Origin of the sequence: Rhizobium sp. BK529, assembly GCF_014194105.1 — a bacterium.
In the GTDB taxonomy this organism is placed as follows: domain Bacteria; phylum Pseudomonadota; class Alphaproteobacteria; order Rhizobiales; family Rhizobiaceae; genus Rhizobium.
On the sequence record NZ_JACIAU010000001.1, the window covers coordinates 439409 to 455686 of the forward strand.

General features: G+C 58.9%; 20 protein-coding genes. 10 read left to right on the top strand and 10 right to left on the bottom strand.

The window, feature by feature from the left end:
- Nucleotides 1–645: an MBL fold metallo-hydrolase gene (locus FHX08_RS02140; RefSeq protein WP_132653665.1), complete on the bottom strand. Its 645-nt coding sequence runs from the start codon at nt 643–645 to the stop codon at nt 1–3.
- 278 nt (nt 646–923) lie between these two features.
- Here FHX08_RS02140 and FHX08_RS02145 point away from each other — a divergent pair, with 278 nt between their 5' ends.
- The 5 genes from FHX08_RS02145 to FHX08_RS02165 all read left to right on the top strand — a co-directional run bounded on the left by FHX08_RS02145 (nt 924) and on the right by FHX08_RS02165 (nt 5337).
- On the top strand, nt 924–1541 hold the full coding sequence (locus FHX08_RS02145) for a DUF1236 domain-containing protein (protein WP_132653666.1): 618 nt from the start codon (nt 924–926) through the stop codon (nt 1539–1541).
- Nucleotides 1542–1820: 279 nt separating this feature from the next.
- Nucleotides 1821–2087 (top strand): hypothetical protein, encoded by a 267-nt coding sequence (locus FHX08_RS02150; protein WP_132653667.1) that lies wholly within the window; start codon nt 1821–1823, stop codon nt 2085–2087.
- A gap of 654 nt (nt 2088–2741) precedes the next feature.
- A complete protein-coding gene (locus FHX08_RS02155; RefSeq protein WP_132653668.1) occupies nt 2742–3233 on the top strand; it encodes a MarR family winged helix-turn-helix transcriptional regulator in 492 nt (163 codons plus the stop codon).
- Nucleotides 3234–3935 (top strand): response regulator, encoded by a 702-nt coding sequence (locus FHX08_RS02160; protein WP_113428340.1) that lies wholly within the window; start codon nt 3234–3236, stop codon nt 3933–3935. It abuts the gene before it with no gap.
- 25 nt (nt 3936–3960) lie between these two features.
- Nucleotides 3961–5337 (top strand): ATP-binding protein, encoded by a 1377-nt coding sequence (locus tag FHX08_RS02165; protein WP_132653669.1) that lies wholly within the window; start codon nt 3961–3963, stop codon nt 5335–5337.
- Here the strand turns inward: FHX08_RS02165 and FHX08_RS02170 are convergent.
- Complete coding sequence (locus FHX08_RS02170) at nt 5334–5711, bottom strand: winged helix-turn-helix transcriptional regulator (RefSeq protein ID WP_245508264.1); 378 nt, start codon at nt 5709–5711, stop codon at nt 5334–5336. The two genes, FHX08_RS02165 and FHX08_RS02170, sit on opposite strands and share 4 nt — an antisense overlap.
- A gap of 98 nt (nt 5712–5809) precedes the next feature.
- Between FHX08_RS02170 and FHX08_RS02175 the strand changes: the two genes are divergently transcribed.
- Nucleotides 5810–6682, top strand: a complete 873-nt coding sequence (locus tag FHX08_RS02175) for an oxidoreductase (RefSeq protein WP_132653671.1) — start codon at nt 5810–5812, stop codon at nt 6680–6682.
- A gap of 68 nt (nt 6683–6750) precedes the next feature.
- Here FHX08_RS02175 and FHX08_RS02180 read toward each other — a convergent pair whose 3' ends face one another.
- The 3 genes from FHX08_RS02180 to FHX08_RS02190 form a co-directional block, all read right to left on the bottom strand.
- The gene (locus tag FHX08_RS02180; protein WP_132653672.1) at nt 6751–7224 is read right to left on the bottom strand and encodes a BA14K family protein; all 474 of its coding nucleotides are present in this window, start codon (nt 7222–7224) and stop codon (nt 6751–6753) included.
- Between the two features lie 144 nt (nt 7225–7368).
- A complete protein-coding gene (locus tag FHX08_RS02185; protein ID WP_007824341.1) occupies nt 7369–7584 on the bottom strand; it encodes a cold-shock protein in 216 nt (71 codons plus the stop codon).
- A gap of 489 nt (nt 7585–8073) precedes the next feature.
- Nucleotides 8074–8964: a DMT family transporter gene (locus tag FHX08_RS02190; RefSeq protein WP_132653673.1), complete on the bottom strand. Its 891-nt coding sequence runs from the start codon at nt 8962–8964 to the stop codon at nt 8074–8076.
- A 121-nt stretch (nt 8965–9085) separates the two neighbouring features.
- On the opposite strand from FHX08_RS02190, the gene FHX08_RS02195 reads away from it, so the two are divergent.
- Both FHX08_RS02195 and FHX08_RS02200 read left to right on the top strand, forming a co-directional pair.
- Nucleotides 9086–9631, top strand: coding sequence for a DUF1176 domain-containing protein (locus tag FHX08_RS02195; protein ID WP_132653674.1), 546 nt, complete (start codon nt 9086–9088; stop codon nt 9629–9631).
- Nucleotides 9571–10053, top strand: coding sequence for a DUF3052 domain-containing protein (locus tag FHX08_RS02200; protein WP_132653675.1), 483 nt, complete (start codon nt 9571–9573; stop codon nt 10051–10053). The genes FHX08_RS02195 and FHX08_RS02200 overlap by 61 nt, the downstream gene beginning before the upstream one ends.
- Here the strand turns inward: FHX08_RS02200 and FHX08_RS02205 are convergent.
- From FHX08_RS02205 to FHX08_RS02215, 3 genes are all read right to left on the bottom strand, one after another.
- The gene (locus tag FHX08_RS02205; protein WP_132653676.1) at nt 10050–11204 is read right to left on the bottom strand and encodes a PQQ-dependent sugar dehydrogenase; all 1155 of its coding nucleotides are present in this window, start codon (nt 11202–11204) and stop codon (nt 10050–10052) included. The two genes, FHX08_RS02200 and FHX08_RS02205, sit on opposite strands and share 4 nt — an antisense overlap.
- Nucleotides 11205–11292: 88 nt before the next feature.
- The gene (locus FHX08_RS02210) at nt 11293–11643 is read right to left on the bottom strand and encodes a hypothetical protein (protein ID WP_132653677.1); all 351 of its coding nucleotides are present in this window, start codon (nt 11641–11643) and stop codon (nt 11293–11295) included.
- Entirely contained in the window at nt 11633–11932 is a 300-nt protein-coding gene (locus FHX08_RS02215; RefSeq protein WP_132653678.1) for a hypothetical protein, read from the bottom strand. Before FHX08_RS02215 ends, FHX08_RS02210 begins: the two co-directional genes overlap by 11 nt.
- 385 nt (nt 11933–12317) lie before the next feature.
- Here FHX08_RS02215 and FHX08_RS02220 point away from each other — a divergent pair, with 385 nt between their 5' ends.
- On the top strand, nt 12318–13520 hold the full coding sequence (locus FHX08_RS02220; protein WP_132653679.1) for a pyridoxal phosphate-dependent aminotransferase: 1203 nt from the start codon (nt 12318–12320) through the stop codon (nt 13518–13520).
- Between the two features lie 123 nt (nt 13521–13643).
- Here the strand turns inward: FHX08_RS02220 and FHX08_RS02225 are convergent, their stop codons facing one another.
- A complete protein-coding gene (locus FHX08_RS02225) occupies nt 13644–14741 on the bottom strand; it encodes a calcium:proton antiporter (protein ID WP_132653680.1) in 1098 nt (365 codons plus the stop codon).
- Nucleotides 14742–14978: 237 nt separating this feature from the next.
- Here FHX08_RS02225 and FHX08_RS02230 point away from each other — a divergent pair, with 237 nt between their 5' ends.
- The gene (locus FHX08_RS02230) at nt 14979–15260 is read left to right on the top strand and encodes a DUF2188 domain-containing protein (RefSeq protein WP_132653681.1); all 282 of its coding nucleotides are present in this window, start codon (nt 14979–14981) and stop codon (nt 15258–15260) included.
- A 34-nt stretch (nt 15261–15294) separates the two neighbouring features.
- On the opposite strand, the gene FHX08_RS02235 is transcribed toward FHX08_RS02230, so the two are convergent.
- Nucleotides 15295–16203 (bottom strand): LysR family transcriptional regulator, encoded by a 909-nt coding sequence (locus tag FHX08_RS02235; protein WP_132653682.1) that lies wholly within the window; start codon nt 16201–16203, stop codon nt 15295–15297.
- Between the last annotated feature and the right edge of the window lie 75 nt (nt 16204–16278).

A 16278-nucleotide genomic window follows, 5' to 3' on the forward strand; every position in this document is an offset into this window, starting at 1 on the left:
TCAGGTCTCTCGCAAGAAGGGATTTTCACGGCGTTCGTCGCCGATGCGACTGCCGGGCCCGTGACCGCAGATGAAGCCGACGTCGTCGCCGAGCGGCAGTACCTTGTCTCGGATGGAATCGAGAAGTTGACGATGGTTTCCGCCGGGCAGGTCGGTCCGGCCGATCGAGCCATTGAAGAGCACGTCGCCGAGATGGGCGAATTTCTGCGCGCGGTTGAAGTAGATCACGTGGCCCGGCGCATGGCCTGGTGTGTGGTAGACCTCGAATTTGTGGGCACCAAACGAGACCGTGTCGCCATCCTTCAGCCAGCGGTCGGGTGTGACGTTCTGCAGGCCCTGTACGCCATATTTCTCGGCCTGGGTTTCGATGCGCTGCAGGAGCGGCAGATCGTCCTCATGCGGGCCAACGATATCGACTCCGAGCTTCTCCTTGAGTTCCTTGGCGCCGCCGGCATGATCGAGATGGCCGTGGGTAAGCCAGATTTCCTTGATCTCGAGGCCGTGCTCCTCGATCACGCCTGCAATGACAGAGACATCGCCACCGGGATCGACGACTACGCCTTCCTTCGTGTCCGGATCGAAGAGAATGGTGCAGTTCTGCTGGAAGGGTGTCACCGGAATGATTCCGGCCTGGAGCATGCCCATGAATGCCTCACTTCGCGTCTTCAATGTCCTATCTCTATAGGCGCAAATGCAGTCGAAGGCAGCCGGAATTTTCGGCAGGCTCACGCGGAAAAGACAGGCTGCAACAGGAATTTATTGATCATTCAAGCGGCAGGTCGCCACGCTATCAGGCGCGTTTGCGATGCTTTTTCAATGGCTTATCCAAGGTTTCCCGATGCCGTTTTCGGCTCGACCGTGCGGAGAGGAACATCCTGGCAACCCACGCGTTGTCAGCCCATGGCAACAAGGGAGATATTACAATGACCCTGAAGAGAAACCTTCTGCTGGCAGGCGCCTTTCTGGCCGTAAGCGCCGGCTTTGCCCAGGCGGACATGGTAGCGACATCCATCAGCGACCTGAACATCCGCTCAGGCCCTGGTCCGCAATATCCTTCCGTCGGCGTCGCCATGCGAGGCTCGACTGCCGTGCTTGATGGCTGCATCGAAGGCAGCCGCTGGTGCCGTGTCGACGTGAGCGGCGTGCGCGGCTGGGTCTATGCCCAGTATCTGCAGGTCGATCAGGGCGGCTCGCCCGTCATCGTCGAGCAGCATCGCGCCGAACTCGGCGTGCCTGTCGTGACCTATGAGACGACTGGCAGCGTCGTGCCGGTACAGCCAATGCCGGCGCCGGGCGACGAACTGATCGGCCCGGTTGGCTCGGTCGAGGCCATTACGCCGCCGGACGAAGTGCTCACCTATATCGACACGACCCCGACACAAACCGTGCGGCTTGGTGGCGATGTGGTCGTCGGTGCCGAAGTTCCTGCGGATGTGACCTTCCAGACGATTCCGGATTATCAGTATCGCTATGTCCGCATCAACAATCGGCCGGTGCTGGTCGACCCGGGCACGCGCCGCATCGTCTATGTCTATCAATGAGCTCAGTAGAGAGGCGGCCATGCGGCCGCCTTGGGCTTATTGAGAACTACGCCAGCCGCTCGGCGTCTCCATCGGTTCGATCTCATGCCTGGTATCTGCTGCCTATCGGTGGCGGCAGATCGCCGAACGAGCAGCGACGCTCGCCCGAGGCAGTCTTCATAAGCTCCCGCGTGGGTTGCCAGAATTCTCTATTTCTCCTCTGAAATATGCTAATATCCAAATGTGCCATCCGGCGATGGCATGAGTCGGTGATCGGGGAGATCGCCAGAGGAGGGAATTATGGAAGCGCTACTTCCGCTCATCACACAATTGATTGCGGGTGCTGTTGGCGGCAATGTCGCAAGCGCTGCGCTCAAGCAGCAGGCGATCAACGTCGTTGCCCGCACAATCGCGGGTGCTATCGGTGGTATCGGTGGCGGTATGCTGCTCAGCATGGTCGGCGGTGAAGCCGCAATGACTGGGCTGATTGCCGACGGCATCGGCGGACTGATCGGTGGCGGCATTCTTTCGACGCTTGCTGGCCTGGTCATGGCCAAGGCACGCTGAAGGTTCAGGCGCGCTGGGCGAAGAAACGGAGCGGCAGACACAAGCGTCTGGTCGGCGCCATGACTGGTTGAGGTCTTATTCGGCGGCGATTGCAGCGGCCGGATCGGTTCTCTCATGTAGTCGTTCATTGGCGTCAAAAGCTGTCGCATTGTGCAGCGATTAAGCCCGGTTTCGGAAACTAGGTGATTTGCCCGGACGAACCGCTCAAAAGGCATTCGGAAAAGCTCTTCAGCTCTTCCGGGCGCTTGTTGAGCGACTTCGATACTGCGTCGTTTGGCCGGTTCGATTTCCGTCTGCGGGTGATGCCGTTCAGGAAGCGATCCCCGCGTGAGCGTGTGAATAACGCCATCCTTGATAGAGAAGATACCGGCGCCGATCGCCTCCGCCGTCTGGCCGCGAGCATCGCTGGGCATTGCCTCTCCTGCGCGCTTGCGCCATGTCTGTTGATTGTTGCCCTCATTACGTTCTATCCACTGGCGCAAGGGGAAATTGCGCGTTGCGCTGGAGATTTGCCGGTCCGGTTTTAGTTTCCAGATGGAACAGTCCTTTCAGCCTTCCGCAAGATTCGGAAAGTTCTTGGCAAAAAGTACGTCAGCAAGCTGACATATTTTTGCTTAGGTTTCGCTGACAGCGCGCCGAGAGAAAGGAAACAGAGTGCCACGACAGACCAGCTCGAAAGCAGGCAAACTTGAGCCGCTGACCGCTCCGATGGAGGATGTCGGCACTATTGATTTCGAGATTATCGAGCTGTTCTTCTTCGCTTATCGCGATTTCGTTTCAGACCCCGATGCCATTCTCGAAAAGAGCGGTTTCGGGCGGGCGCATCACCGCGTCGTGCACTTCGTCAACCGCAATCCAGGCATGACCGTCGCGGATCTGCTCGAGACGCTGAAGATCACCAAGCAAAGCCTTGCAAGAGTACTGAAACAACTGATCGATTCAGGCTATATTCGGCAAGTGGCAGGCCCGGAGGATCGCCGTCAGCGCAAGCTCTATCCTACCAAATCGGGCAGGGAGCTGGCGCTTGCGCTTGCCGAGCCGCAATCACGCCGTATTGAACGGGCATTCGAAGGAGCTTCCCCGGAGGCGCGGGAGGGCGTAAAGGCGTTTCTCAGAGGCATGAGAAACAGACAGAAGGCGAATTAAATGGCGGTGAAAACAGGCATTTCCGATGACGCGGCGCACCTTCTCGTTGTCGATGACGACACCCGTATTCGCGCACTCCTGAACCGCTACCTGACGGAAAATGGTTTTCGCGTGACCGTCGCTTCCGATGGAGCCGAAGCGCAGCGCAAACTCGCGGGGCTCGATTTTGACCTCATCATCATGGACGTGATGATGCCAGGCGAATCCGGAATCGACGTCACGCGCGGGCTCAGAGCCGTGAAGAACGTGCCGATCATCATGCTGACGGCGCTTGCCGAATCCGGCAACCGCATCGCCGGTCTCGAGGCGGGTGCCGACGATTACCTTTCCAAGCCTTTCGACCCGCGTGAACTGGTCCTGCGCGTCAACAACATCCTGCGCCGCAACAGCGGCGGTGATACGCCGAAGATCGAGCAGATCATGTTCGGCCCCTACACGTTCTCGCTCACCCGCAAGGAGTTGAAGAAGGCGGCCGAAGTGATCCGTCTGACGGACCGCGAACAGGAGATCATGCTCCTGTTTGCCCGGCGGGCCGGCGATACGATCCCCCGGCACGAGTTGATCGGAGACGACGCGGAAGTCGGTGAACGCACCATCGACGTTCAGATCAACCGCCTGCGCCGCAAGATCGAAGACGATCCTGCCAATCCGGTCTGGCTGCAGACCGTGCGCGGTATCGGATACAGGCTGAGCATCGACTGAAAGGACAGGTTCGGGACCGGCGCAAATGGTGACATTCGACAGCTTGCGGCGGGAAGACCGCTCTCCGGCACCGGGCTGGCGCTGGTTCATCCGCTGGCTGCGGCGGCGGCTGCCGACAGGCCTCTATACGCGTTCGCTCCTCATCATCATCATTCCGATGGTGCTTCTGCAATCGGTCGTCGCTGCCGTGTTCATGGAGCGTCACTGGCAGATGGTGACCGAGCGGCTGTCGCTTGGCGTTACCCGCGATATTGCCGCCATCATCGAGGTCATCAATACCTATCCGCAAGATGCGGACTATAGCGAAATCATCCGCATTGCTCGCGATCAGCTCAACCTGCAGATTTCGATCGAGCCGGATGGAGATTTGCCACCGCCGCGAGACAAGCCGTTCTTCTCGATCCTCGATAGCATTCTGAGCGACGAAATCACTGATGAAATCCGCCGGCCGTTCTGGATTGATACGGTCGGCAATTCCAACCTCATCGAGATCCGCATCAAGCTCGACAACCGCATCCTGCGCGTCATCACAAAACGCAGCCAGGCCTATGCGTCGAACACGCATATCTTCATTCTCTGGATGGTCGGCGCGTCGCTGGTGCTGATCGCAATCTCGATCCTCTTCCTGCGCGGCCAGATCCGGCCGATCCTCAATCTGGCGCGGGCAGCCGAGAGTTTCGGCAAGGGGCAGAAGGCCGACAATTTCTATCCGCGCGGCGCCGATGAAGTTCGTCGCGCTGGCCTTGCCTTCATCCTCATGCGCGAGCGCATCGAGCGGCAGATCGAGCAGCGAACGGCGATGCTCTCAGGCGTCAGCCATGACCTCAGGACTATCCTGACGCGCTTCAAGCTGCAGCTGGCGCTTGCCGGCGACAATCCCGATCTCGCCGGTCTGAATGAAGACGTCAATGACATGCAGACGATGCTTGAAGCCTATATGGCTTTCGCCAAGGGCGAGGTCGAGGAGGATGTCGGCGAGCTGAAGCTCAGCGAGATTTTCGAGAAGCTCGAAGCCGATTTCGAACTGCACGGCAAGGTGCTGACCTATTCCATCGACGGCGAGGACGATATCTCGGTGCGGCCGAATGCCTTCACGCGGCTTGTGACAAATCTCGCCTCCAATGCAAGGCGCTATGCAGGCACGCTGAACATCGAGGCGAAGCACGGGGCAAAGTGGCTGACCATTATCTTCGACGACGATGGCCCAGGCATCCCTGAGAAGTATCGGGAAGACGTGTTCAAGCCATTCTTCCGCCTGGACACCGCACGCAATCTCGATGCGTCCGGGACTGGCCTCGGGCTTGCGATCGTCAGAGACATTGCGCGCAGCCATGGCGGAAACATCACGCTCAGCGACAGTCCGCTTGGCGGATTAAGGGCGACGGTGAGGATTCCGGCCTAGCGCTCGCTCGCCGGTTTGGCGTCGAATTCATTCAGATGGATGACGATCCAGCGCCAGAGCGAGACGACCTGGGTCAAGAGCTCGCGGCCAAGCGGGGTCAGCGCATATTCGACGCGTGGCGGTACCTGCGGATAGAGCGTACGGATGACGAGACCGTCGCTTTCGAGCGTGCGCAGCGTCTGTGTCAGCACCTTCTGGCTGATATCCTCGACCCGTTCCAGCACCCTTGAAAACCGCAGGGGACCATCGGCTTCCGACAGCACGTGAAGGACGCGCAGCGGCCATTTTGCCGCGGCGCGCTCCAGCAGTTGGCGTGCCCTGGCATCCTGCTCATCGCTCATATTGGAGCAGAAGTCGAAGATATCATCTTTCATCGTAGTTACTTTCAGGTGTGTATAGATCTCTAAGGTACCTTCTTTCCATCTGAAACAACAGATCCTAGATGAACCGGAAACCGAAAAAGGAGGTTTCCATGTCGAAGGTTTGGTTGATTACGGGAAGTTCGCGCGGCCTCGGCCGGGCGCTGGCCACTGCGGTGCTCGAAGCTGGCGACAGACTGGTGGCAACGGCACGCGATCCCGGGCAGCTTGCGGGTCTTGTCAAGGCATTTGGTTCGCGCGTTCTGGCGCTGCCGCTTGACGTGACCGATGAGGCTGCCGCGAGCGCGGCGGTGAAGACGGCAGTCGAAACATTTGGCAGGCTCGATGTGCTTGTCAACAATGCCGGCTACGGCAACGTCGCGCCGATCGAGGATACGAGTCTTGCGGATTTCCGTGCACAGATCGAGACCAATCTCTTCGGCACCGTTATCATGACCAAGGCGGCGATCCCGATCATGCGCGGGCAGGGGGCAGGGCATATCATCCAATTCTCTTCCGTCGGCGGAAGGATCGGGCCTGTGGGTCGTGCGCCCTATGCCGCGGCGAAATGGGGCGTCGAAGGCTTTTCCGAAGTGCTGTCCAAAGAGGTTGGGCCGCTTGGTATCAAGGTGACGGTCATCGAACCAGGCGGCTTCCGCACGGATTTTGCCGGTTCGTCGACGGCGATTTATGGAGGCCGCCCGGAATATGCCGAAACGGTCGGCGCCATGGCGGAGTACCAGCGCAACTACAACGGTCGCCAACCCGGCGATCCGGATAAGGCCGCTGCCGTGGTGCTGCACATTGCTTCACTCGATGTACCACCATTACGCCTGCTGCTTGGCAGTGATGCGGCCGCAGCGGTGGAAAAGGCAGATGCTGCGCGAATGGAGGCCGATCGTACCTGGCGTGCCGTCAGCCTATCGACTGATTTCGAGCCGGGCGGAGGGGCTGTCCGTATGCCGTGGGATAAGAAAGCCGGTTAAGACTATCTGCCACAAATGAAAAGCGCCGCTCGGAGGCGGCGCTTTTCATTCAAAGTATTATCGGACTATCAGCTCGCGACGCAAAAGTGCTCGCGGCCGTCATTGCCGATGTAGGTACCGCTCTGCGGATCGAAGCTACGGTAGCGGTAGGAGCAATAGCGCTGCCATTGGGCGCTCCAGGGCTCCATGGCGCCGACGGGACGACCATAGACGGGACGGCCATAGACTGGCTCGGAATAGACGGGTTCGGAATATACCGGACGAGCACGGTAAACCGGCGGCGGAGCATATTCCGGCTCATAGACCGGCGGATCGATGTAGCGGCGCTCTTCGTAAACCGGGCCGTTATTGGCATTGGCGATGGCGGACCCGACGATTAGGCCGGTGGCAAGGCCGACAGCGCCACCAACCCACGCGTCGTTGCCATGGTGGCTGTGCCCATGACGCCAGTAGCGGTCGTCGGCGGAAGCTTCGCCGATAGCCGAGAGGGTCAGAGCAGCGGCGGTTGCCGTCAGAAGAATGGTCTTTGTAAGCCTGTTCATCGCGTAAAATCCCGGTATCGGGAACCGGAAGCGGTCCCTTCTCTATGGTTCTGAAGGTAGCGGCGTCATGCTGAACGAAGGCTGAACGACAAAACCCGGCATCACTGCCGGGCTTCAACTCGAATTCCACGCCTATGCGAAGGTTCAGCCTGAAATCTGCAGATTGACGGCCTTCGGGCCCTTGCCGCGGCGATCCGGCTCCGTGTCGAAGCTTACTTTCTGATTTTCCGTCAGACCGGCCAGGCCGGAAGCCTGAACGGCAGAAATGTGAACGAAGATATCGGCGCCGCCCTTGTCCGGCTTGATAAAGCCGAAGCCCTTGTCGGTATTGAAGAATTTTACAGTGCCAGTCTCGGCCATGCCTCAGGTCCTTTTGTCTCCGCCCGCCATCCACACGGGCAGCATTACAGTATTGCCTTCTTGCGAAGACTCCGACAGGCAAATCTTGAAATGTGAGAAAAAGGTCCCCTCTACCTCCGCCGGCTCCAGACAGGATTTAAAACCTGCATTTTTTTGGAACCGGCTGACCGGAATATTAGCGTTTCCGGCGCGCAAATTCTTAAGGACTTCCCATGCTCGCAAAATGCCCGAACGCGCGAAGAGTGCTGCGTTTGGCGGATTTTGGCAAGCAAAAGTTTTTTAACGTGTTCCTAAGAACACACTCGCAAATGTGGCCTGTTTTCGCGAAAACGCAAAAAATCCTCCATCAGTAGCAAATGATTAACGTTTTATATCGTCTGCAATATAAGTTCCGGGCAGATTTTACCAAAAATGCAACGATAGCGCGTCCCTCCGCGTGCTTAAAAAAATTTTTGAAAAGCCTTAAATAGCCCACAAATGGACGCGTGTTCACACTGTCTGCGCACGTCGGCGGGTCATTTCGGGGACAAGCTCGACTACAAGCATAGCGGTAAACATAAGCGCGCAACCGATGTAACCAAGTGGCGGCATGCTTTCGCCGAGGAGAAGGGCTGCGAGCGTGGCGCCGAACAAGGCCTCGGCGGACAGGAAGATCGCCGCCTGCGACGGCGTCGTATAGCGCTGGGCGACGACCTGCAGCACGAAAGCGACGCCGGAAGAGAAGATGCCGACGTAGAGGATTTGGGGCGCTGCCGCGCGGATATCTGCCAGACTGATCGGCTCGCATATGGCGGCGACGATGAGTGCGCAGGCCGCCGTGATTGCGAACTGGGTGCTGGACAGGGCAAGCGGCCGGCCGGTTTCGCCTACTGTTGTTCCGGCGAGCGTGATCTGTACCGACCAGAAGACAGCGCAGACGACCGTCAGCAGATCGCCGATCGTGAGGGCCGAGAGCTGACCGCCGGAGAGAAGATAGATGCCAGCCACGGCCATGATTGCACCCGGCCAGATGATCCAGTGCGGCGAACGGCGCAGCACGAAGACGGCGATTAGCGGCACGAAGATGACGTAGAGGCCGGTGATGAAGCTGGAATTCGTGACGGTCGTCGTCTGCAGGCCGATCTGCTGTGTCGATGCGCCACCGAAGAGCGCCAGGCCGATCAGCAGGTAGAGGCCGAGATGTCTGCGGCTGGTTGCAGCCTGTGCCTTGCGCGCTTCGAGGAGCGTGAAGGGCAAGGTGGCAAGCGCAGCGATGGCAAAACGCAGGCCGATGAACCAGAAGGGGCCAATCGCCTTCATTGCCGTCGACTGGGCGACGAAGCCTCCGCCCCAAATGGCAGCAGCGAGCAATAGAAGGAGGTTCGCCTGAACGCGCGTCATTTCACCCTCGATGTTGGGAAGCGTCTAAGAGTTAGGCTGACGGGTTAGCAGTTGCATTTCTTTTCGGCAAGGATGAGGATTCCTCAAATGGTCCGGAGGTATCTGATGAGGAGGCGATTGATTGCTGTCACGGTGGCGGCTTCTGGTGGGGCTTGGGTGCGCTTCGGCGCTGGCTGCCTCTTCCGTCCGTCCGATTTTGCGTTTTGCCGATCTGCCGCAGTCCGTGCGGGCAGACATCGAGCCTTACAACGGCGATTGCCATATCGAAGAACAGCGTCTTGCCGATGGTGATGCCTTCGAGGTCGTCAGTGAGACAGGGATGCGACTGATCATCGTGCCCTGCGGCCAGACCGGTGCCTACAACATGCCCTTTGCGATCTATGGCGGTTATGGCAGCCGGATTTCCCGAACGGCCTTTCCACTGAAGTTTTCCGAAACGATCGGCGATACGGCTTTCAACGTCCGCTATGATGAGCTGGAAATGCGCTTCACCTCCTTTGCAAAGGGGCGGGGCATGGGCGATTGCGGCAGTTATTATGCGTGGCGTGCTGCCGAACCGGGGCGTATGGGTTTCCTTGTTCTTGAGGAAGTGCGCATCAAGGAAGAATGCGAAGCCAGAGCCGACGGCGGTCCGGCAACATGGCCGCTCGTGTGGAAGCGCCAATGACGACAGGATATTCCGGCACTCCGCTCGCAAAGAAGCTGGGACTTAAATCGGGGCAGACGGCCTTGCTCGTCAATGTTCCCGTTGCGCTTGGCTACATCGGCACATTCGAGGGTTTTGCTTCGGTTCAGCGCGTCTTGCCGACGGTTTCTGCCCGGCAATTTGATTACGTCCATATCTTCGAAACGCGGCGCGCGGTGCTGGAAGAGATAGCGGCGGCCCTGTTTTGCGCAATCAAGCCGGATGGCATGATCTGGATATCGTGGCCGAAGAAGAGTTCGAAGGTGCCGACCAGCATCACCGAAGATGCATTGCGCGAGATCCTGCTGCCGACCGGTCTCGTCGACGTCAAGGTCTGCGCCGTGGACGAGACTTGGTCGGGGCTGAAATTCATGATCCGCAGGGAATTGCGAGGCTTACTTTAGCCAGCGCTGTCGTCGGCGCGAGAAACTCGAAGCAACGCACCGTCATCCTCGTCGGTCACCATCAGCAGCGCGCCGTCGGGAGCGACGATGACATCGCGGATGCGTCCATAATCGCCTTCGAACATGCGTTCCTCGGTCGTGAAGGCGCCAGTTGAATCCCGCTGCATGCGCGACAGCAATTGGAATTTCAGGGCTGCTACCATGAAGTTGCCGTTCCATTCCGGGAACATCTTGCCGCGATAGACGACGAGAGCGCCTGGAGCGATCGACGGATCCCAATAATGCAGCGGCTGTTCCAGGCCTTCCTTGGCGGTTCCTTCTCCGATCTTGGCACCGGAATAGTCGCGGCCATAGGTGATGATCGGCCAGCCGTAATTTTTGCCGGGCTCGGGATTGTTGATCTCATCGCCGCCGCGCGCGCCATGCTCGACGGTGTAGAGTTTGCCGTCGGCGCTATCGAAGGTGATGCCCTGCGGGTTGCGATGACCCTTGGACCAGATTTCCGGCAGGGCCTTGCCGCCGTGCTTGAAGGGATTATCGGCGGGGATGCTGCCATCGGCGTTGAGATGGACGATGGAGCCGGCATCATCCTTCCAGTCCTGCGAACGGTCACGATCGCCGCGGTCACCGACACTAATGAACAGCGAGCCGTCGGGTGCGATGGCAATACGCGACCCGTACTGGATGTTGCCGCGGGTAAAACGCCGCATGGTGAAAATCGGCGTGACGTTTTCGAGGCGCTTTTCATCTGATGACAGCGTGGCGCTGAAGGCTTCCGTACCAGAGCCCCTGTTATTGGTGGTCGCGGCAGTCAGATAGAGTTTGCGGCTGGTGGCAAAATCGGGAGCGAGCGCAATATCCATAAGGCCGCCCTGACCGCGGGCGTTGACCTCGGGCACGCCGCCAACCGGATCGGAGATCTTGCCATCGCGGATAATGCGCAGTCGTCCCGGCCGCTCCGTGACGATATAACTGCCATCAGGCAGGACCTCGACTGCCCAGGGGTGCTCCAGTCCCTCAGCGAGCTTCTCGACACGAACCGAGACTTCCTGCGTCTTGATGATACCCCCGCTTTGGGCAAGGGCGGGACCTGCCAAAGCACCTACGCCTGCGAGCAGGGCGGCGAAACGGAATGTTGAAATGGCGTCCATCCTAGTCCCCATCGTGAGTTTCGGGGAAAGGTGGCGCGGGTATGGGGCGCTTCAACCATGTTCGGCGCTCCATAACGGTTTTGTGTTCTCAGGCTGAAAGGAGGTCGTCAGTTGATCTTGCGGGGAGGGTGCGAATGTCGAAGTCGGCATATTGCAGACCAGCGCTCATCATCGGCCGGGTCATGAAGCCTGTGCGCTTTGCTTCGGCTTTCAAGAAGAGCCCGCAACCGATCAGTGCCATGCCGTAAAAGGCGAGGCAGACAATCCCGACGGCGACCACTTTTTCGACGACCGAAAGCCCGGGCAGACGAGGTGTTTGCGTGGCCGGCGGTGCGTCATGGGCAGACGCTGCGGCCATGGCAAGCTCCATGTAGGTCGGCAGCGGCTCGTAGGTTTCCGTTTCCTCGCTCCAGCCGGAGCTTTGCGGTTTAGCGGCCATCGCGCCGGCCTCCCGAGAGGACGAGACCCTTAATGCGGCGCAGCCAGATCGCAAGCCCATTTGCCGCGACGAATGCGGCGAAAAGCATCGCTACGCCGTCCGTGATCTTTTGGTCGGCATGGGTTGTTTGGAGAGAGCTGGAAGCCATTGCCGGCCCCGCCTCGGCGACCGAAAGGAGGCCAAACGTCACCACGACGCAGCATGCAAAAGCCACGACTGCGACCATCAGCGATAAAGAAATCCGGCCTGCGCGCAGGCGTCCCGCCACGCGCTCGTCTTCCAGAAACATGGTATGCCCTCAATAACCAGTGTCGGATGGCGGAAGAATACCGTTTCCATCTCGGCGCTCTGACGACCGAATTGCGGCACGCCGCGGCATTTGTTGCGGCTTATTCGTGGCAAATGGTAAACGGGCGATAACCTTGATTTTTAGGGATAAAATGAGGCCGGCTTCAGAAACTGATTCAGCTTCCCGTAAGGCTGGATCGGCTGCTTGCATTGCCCCGTCGAAGCTTGGTTCAAAATTCCAGGCGCAGCTGCGGCAATTGATCAATAAGAATCATTGTCGCCATCACGCCTTTGCGCTTGAAATGATGTCATACATTGGACATAGAGCTTAGCGCAGAACTCCGGTCCCGGCCTTCTGCCCGTTTCAACCTTGTAGGACCGATATTATGGCCTTCCTTGCCGATGCCCTTTCCCGTGTGAAGCCTTCAGCCACCATCGCCGTCGCTCAGAAAGCGCGCGAGCTGAAAGCCAAAGGACGTGACGTGATCGGGCTAGGTGCCGGTGAGCCGGATTTCGATACGCCGGATAATATCAAGGAAGCGGCAATCGATGCGATCCGCCGCGGCGAAACCAAGTACACGCCGATTTCCGGCATTCCGGAACTGCGTAAGGCGATTGCCGCCAAGTTCAAGCGCGAGAACAATCTCGACTACACTTGGGAACAGACGATCGTCGGTACCGGCGGCAAGCACATTCTGTTCAACGCCTTCATGGCGACGCTGAATGCCGGCGACGAAGTGATCATCCCGACACCCTATTGGGTTTCCTATCCCGAGATCGTCGCCCTTTGCGGCGGCACGCCGGTGTTCGTTGCGACGACGCAGGAGAATAATTTCAAGCTTCAGCCCGCCGATCTCGAAAAGGCGATCACGCCGAAGACCAAGTGGTTCATGTTCAACTCGCCGTCCAACCCGTCGGGCGCTGCCTATACGCATGACGAGCTGAAGGGGCTGACGGACGTGCTCGTCAAGCATCCGCATGTCTGGGTGCTGACCGACGACATGTACGAGCATCTGACCTATGGCGACTTCAAGTTTGCCACGCCGGTCGAAGTCGAGCCGTCGCTGTATGACCGCACGCTGACGATGAACGGCGTGTCCAAGGCCTATGCCATGACCGGCTGGCGTATCGGCTATGCGGCCGGCCCGATCCAGCTCATCAAGGCGATGGACATGATCCAGGGCCAGCAGACTTCGGGTACGACCTCGATTGCCCAGTGGGCAGCCGTTGAAGCGCTCAACGGTACGCAAGATTTCATTCCGAAGAACAAGAAGATCTTCGAAGGCCGCCGCGATCTCGTCGTATCCATGCTGAACCAGGCCAAGGGCATTTCCTGCCCGGTCCCGGAAGGGGCCTTCTACGTCTATCCGTCATGCAAGGGCCTGATCGGCAAGACCGCTCCGTCGGGCAAGGTTATCGAGAATGATGAGGACTTCGTCACGGAGCTCCTGGAATCGGAGGGCGTAGCCGTCGTTCATGGCTCGGCCTTCGGTCTTGGGCCGAACTTCCGCATTTCCTATGCGACGTCTGAAGAGCTGCTCGAAGAAGCTTGCCGCCGTATCCAGCGCTTCTGCGCAGCCTGCAAGTAATCGGCGGCATCAGCCCCATTCGAAGAGCTCGCCAGAGATGGCGGGCTTTTTTGTTGTCTCGTTTTCACTTCAACGTGCTGCGAAAATGATTCCGCTTTTGCCGCCAAGTCGCTGATTTCAGATTCAAAGTCCGATCGCGGTCAGCATGATGAAGGTGGCGAAGAGGATGAAATGCGTCATGCCCTCGATGGCGTTCGTCTCACCGTCATTGAGGTTGATGGCTGCTGCAATCAGCGTGATCGCAACCATCACCGTCTGAACCGGCGACATGGCCATGATGAACGGTTGGCCGGTATAGAGCGCGATACCCTCCATGACCGGCACCGTAAGAATGACCGTCGAGAGAGAGGCGCCCATGGCGATGTTGACGGTTGCCTGCATGCGGTTGCGCAAAGCTGCCCTCAGAGCGGTCAGGATTTCCGGTGCGGCAGAGATCGCGGCAACCACGATCGCGGTCACGGCTACGGGAGCGCCACTGTCGCGCAGGCCCTCGCTCATGAAGCCTGACATGAATTCGGCGAGCGCGCCGATGATGACCACGCCGATGAGAATGATTGCGATCGAGGTCGAGACCGATCCCTCCTCGTGGTGGTGTTTGTCGGGATGTTCCTTCTGCCGCTCCGAGCGCGGATAGCTGTAGGAGAAGAAGTAGCTGTGCTGACCGACCTGCATGCGCAGGAAGAGGCCGTAGAGGGCGATCATCGCGATGATGGTGAAGCCGGAATAATAGTGCCATTTGTCCCTGGGCACGAATTCCGGCACGATCATCGAGATGCCCATGGCCGTCAGGATCATCACGCCATAGGTCTTGCCGGAATTGTCGTTATACGGCTGCTCACCGTGTTTCAGGCCGCCGAGGAGGGCGGCGAGGCCGAGGATGCCGTTGATGTCGAGCATGAGCGCCGAATAGATGGTGTCGCGCACCAGCGTAGGCGAGGTTTCCTCGCCGCCCATCATGATGGCGAGGATGATGACTTCGACGGCGACGGCAGAAAGTGTCAGGATCATCGTGCCATAGGGGTCGCCAACCTTGACGGCCAGCAGTTCGGCATGATGGGCGACACGCATGGAGGCGAGCACGATGGTCACGATCAGGGCGGCGGCCGCGACAAGGGCCATCCCCCGGCCGGCCTCCATGACCGAATGTTCCGTCAAATAGGCGATGATCGCGACGACGAACGCCACGATCAAGAATTTTTCTTCCTTAAGATGCGATGTCATACCTGCTACCAGCCGCGATTTTGATTCCTTCGGGACTCTAAGCCGATGATTTTTCTGTGCAAGCGGACTCGCCGCTGATGAAATTTGCAGTCTGTGGCGATTAATGGAATACTGCTTTTCATACGGCAGCCGGAACCCAGATCGCGGCGTCCTCGAAATCTTCTCAAGCGGCCCGCGCTGAACCGGACATGAGCCGGAAGCCTACGGATGCGCAAGGAGAAGAAGAGGAGATATTGCATGGTCAAGGTGGTCTACGAAGTCGTACCGCATGACGGCGGCTGGGCCTACAAGCTTGGAGACGTTTATTCCGAGGCATTTCCGACCCACTCCGAAGCGCTCGAAGCAGCCCGTATCGTTGCAGCCGAACAGCAGGTTGGCGGCGATTCCGCCGAGATCAGCTGGCAGGATGCGCAAGGCAAGTGGCACGAGGAATATGCAGAAGGTGGCGATCGTCCCGAGACCGAAGTCGTGGACGGATTTACCAAGGGCCGTTCGCCCGAGGTTTCCCCGGAGCCCTGATTTCCGCCGGCTTTCCTTCGTCTTCAGCGCGTCGTCAGGCGCGCGTTCCCTTGCATGATTTGATGTAGTTCAGCAGACCCTTGACGAGTGCGTCGAAGGTGACGCGGCAGCGCGGCGAGGTCTTTAGGCTTTCGTGCATGGCGACCCACGTACCGAGCGGGATTTCGAATTCATTTGCCAGAATGTGGATGAGATCGGGATTCGGGCGAGCAAGTCCGGTCTGGCAGATTCCGATGCCTATGCCTGCACGGATAGCCGTGTAATGGGCCAGATGATTGCTGGTGCGGAAGGTTGCAGTGAGTTCGTCAACGGCGGGGTAGCGTTTTCGCATCATGCGGATATAGGCCGTCTGCCGGTCAAAGCCGATGATGCGGTGGGCGGCAAGATCGGCCAGGGTTTGTGGCGTACCGTGGCGTTCCAGATAGCGACGATGGGCATGGAAGCCGAGCGGGATATCGCCGAGGCGACGCACGACCAGCGCATCCTGCTGCGGCTCGGTCATACGCACGGCAATATCCGCTTCCCGGTTCATGAGATCTTCCAGCGTATCGGAAGCAGACAATTCCACCTGCAAACCGGGATGAGCCTCCTGCAGATCGGCAATGATCGGCGGCAGCACTTCCACGCCGACCACTTCGCTGGCGCTGATGCGCACGGTACCTTCGACCTTGTCTCGCCGGCTGGAGGCCGTGCGCAGGAAAGCCGCGGCCGTCGTTGCCAGTGTCTCGGCATAGGGCTGCAGATCGAGCGCCACATCGGTCGGCAGCAGGCCGTTTGAAGAGCGGATGAAAAGCTCTGCTCTGACAGCCTCTTCGAGCGCATCGATATGGCGCCCGATCGTGGGCTGCGTCAGGCCGAGTTCGCGAGCGGCGGCAGAGAGCGATCCGTGGCGCAGCACGGTGAGGAAGGAACGGTAGAAATCCCAACTCGGTTCTATATCCATATATTTATGTATAGCGATGGAACTTATTTCGTCAATTTTGTTTATCTCCCGCTCAGGTCATAGTCGTCTCATCGA

What these genes read in the sequence shown, in the direction of transcription:
- FHX08_RS02215 (WP_132653678.1), bottom strand. Translation starts at nt 11,932, where the DNA reads ATGTTTCTGGAAGACGAGCGCGTGGCGGGACGCCTGCGCGCAGGCCGG.
- FHX08_RS02205 (WP_132653676.1), bottom strand. Translation starts at nt 11,204, where the DNA reads ATGGACGCCATTTCAACATTCCGTTTCGCCGCCCTGCTCGCAGGCGTA.
- FHX08_RS02210 (WP_132653677.1), bottom strand. Translation starts at nt 11,643, where the DNA reads ATGGCCGCTAAACCGCAAAGCTCCGGCTGGAGCGAGGAAACGGAAACC.
- FHX08_RS02165 (WP_132653669.1), top strand. Translation starts at nt 3,961, where the DNA reads ATGGTGACATTCGACAGCTTGCGGCGGGAAGACCGCTCTCCGGCACCG.
- FHX08_RS02230 (WP_132653681.1), top strand. Translation starts at nt 14,979, where the DNA reads ATGGTCAAGGTGGTCTACGAAGTCGTACCGCATGACGGCGGCTGGGCC.
- FHX08_RS02190 (WP_132653673.1), bottom strand. Translation starts at nt 8,964, where the DNA reads ATGACGCGCGTTCAGGCGAACCTCCTTCTATTGCTCGCTGCTGCCATT.
- FHX08_RS02150 (WP_132653667.1), top strand. Translation starts at nt 1,821, where the DNA reads ATGGAAGCGCTACTTCCGCTCATCACACAATTGATTGCGGGTGCTGTT.
- FHX08_RS02225 (WP_132653680.1), bottom strand. Translation starts at nt 14,741, where the DNA reads ATGACATCGCATCTTAAGGAAGAAAAATTCTTGATCGTGGCGTTCGTC.
- FHX08_RS02220 (WP_132653679.1), top strand. Translation starts at nt 12,318, where the DNA reads ATGGCCTTCCTTGCCGATGCCCTTTCCCGTGTGAAGCCTTCAGCCACC.
- FHX08_RS02200 (WP_132653675.1), top strand. Translation starts at nt 9,571, where the DNA reads ATGCGAAGCCAGAGCCGACGGCGGTCCGGCAACATGGCCGCTCGTGTG.
- FHX08_RS02140 (WP_132653665.1), bottom strand. Translation starts at nt 645, where the DNA reads ATGGGCATGCTCCAGGCCGGAATCATTCCGGTGACACCCTTCCAGCAG.
- FHX08_RS02160 (WP_113428340.1), top strand. Translation starts at nt 3,234, where the DNA reads ATGGCGGTGAAAACAGGCATTTCCGATGACGCGGCGCACCTTCTCGTT.
- FHX08_RS02180 (WP_132653672.1), bottom strand. Translation starts at nt 7,224, where the DNA reads ATGAACAGGCTTACAAAGACCATTCTTCTGACGGCAACCGCCGCTGCT.
- FHX08_RS02145 (WP_132653666.1), top strand. Translation starts at nt 924, where the DNA reads ATGACCCTGAAGAGAAACCTTCTGCTGGCAGGCGCCTTTCTGGCCGTA.
- FHX08_RS02185 (WP_007824341.1), bottom strand. Translation starts at nt 7,584, where the DNA reads ATGGCCGAGACTGGCACTGTAAAATTCTTCAATACCGACAAGGGCTTC.
- FHX08_RS02175 (WP_132653671.1), top strand. Translation starts at nt 5,810, where the DNA reads ATGTCGAAGGTTTGGTTGATTACGGGAAGTTCGCGCGGCCTCGGCCGG.
- FHX08_RS02170 (WP_245508264.1), bottom strand. Translation starts at nt 5,711, where the DNA reads ATGAAAGATGATATCTTCGACTTCTGCTCCAATATGAGCGATGAGCAG.
- FHX08_RS02235 (WP_132653682.1), bottom strand. Translation starts at nt 16,203, where the DNA reads ATGGATATAGAACCGAGTTGGGATTTCTACCGTTCCTTCCTCACCGTG.